Below are 1,121 nucleotides of genomic sequence, written 5' to 3'. Positions count from 1 at the left end.
AGAATCAGCTGAACTCCACCAACAAGATGTTGGGTACCGCCATGCAGCGTTTGGGCACCGGTCTGCGTATCAACTCCGCCGCCGATGACGCCGCCGGTCTGCAGATGGCTACCCGTCTGCAAGCCCAATCCAACGGTCAGAAAGTGGGCATGCGCAACGCCCAGGATGCCGTCTCCATGATGCAGACCGCCGAAGGTGCCATGGATGAGATGACCAATATCGTTCAACGTATGAAGGATCTGGCCACCCAGGGTGCGAACGGCACTACCAGCACCGCTGACTACACCGCTCTGAACGCCGAGTTCGGCGAACTGACTAAGGAGCTGAATAATATTGTTACTAACACCAGCTTTGGTGGCCAGAAGCTGTTGAAGGGTGGGTCGTTTGAGGTCGGCACTGGTGTGACTTTCCAGATTGGTGGCTCTAGCACTGAAACACTGAAGGTTGATGTATCAACCGCCATGAAGGATCTGACCGGTACTGGAGGAACTACGGGTATTGCAGGCACTGGTATTACAAATGGTATAGACGATCAAACCAAAGCCAGTGCCGCGATTACAGCCACAAGCGACCTACTTGATCAAATTGGTTCTGTCCGTTCCTCCTTCGGTGCCAACATCAACCGTTTGGAGCACACGGTCAACAACCTCTCCAACATGAAAGAGAACACCGACATGGCGAACGGCCGCATCATGGACGCCGACTTTGCCCAAGAGAGCACCAATATGACTAAAAACCAGATGCTGATGCAGGCTGGCATGTCCGTATTGTCCAACTCCAACCAGATGACCGGTATGGTGACTTCCCTGCTGCGTTAATCTCAATGGCACTCATCTCAAGGATGAGTGCCATCCTCTTTTTGTTCTTTTCTTCAATTTCCAGTTACGCCCTCATCATATTTTTCCGTTCTCGATTCAAGTCTTTGTCGACTAGTGTCGCTTTCTATCTTTATCGGGTTACCCGCTGCAGAGCAGCATTTTTAAGGAGTAAATCATGGGTTTGTCTATTCACACTAATTTTGCCTCACTGACCACACAGAACCAGCTGAATTCCACCAACAAGATGCTTGGCACCGCCATGCAGCGTCTGGGCACCGGTCTGCGCATCAACTCCGCCGCCGA

2 protein-coding genes are annotated in these 1,121 nt (G+C 51.8%); both read left to right on the top strand.

Annotated features, from left to right (window positions below; all coding sequences use genetic code 11):
- Positions 1 to 818, top strand: an 818-nt coding sequence (gene lafA / locus AAC083_RS14625; RefSeq protein ID WP_108536987.1) for a lateral flagellin LafA, incomplete at its 5' end; no start/stop codon positions are given.
- 175 nt (positions 819 to 993) lie between these two features.
- On the top strand, positions 994 to 1,121 hold a 128-nt coding region (locus AAC083_RS14620; RefSeq protein WP_441296520.1), incomplete at its 3' end, for a flagellin N-terminal helical domain-containing protein.

This window comes from Aeromonas sp. HMWF014, from assembly GCF_963878295.1.
GTDB classification, from domain to species: Bacteria; Pseudomonadota; Gammaproteobacteria; order Enterobacterales; family Aeromonadaceae; genus Aeromonas; species Aeromonas popoffii.
This window is presented reverse-complemented; position numbering and strand designations above follow the sequence as displayed.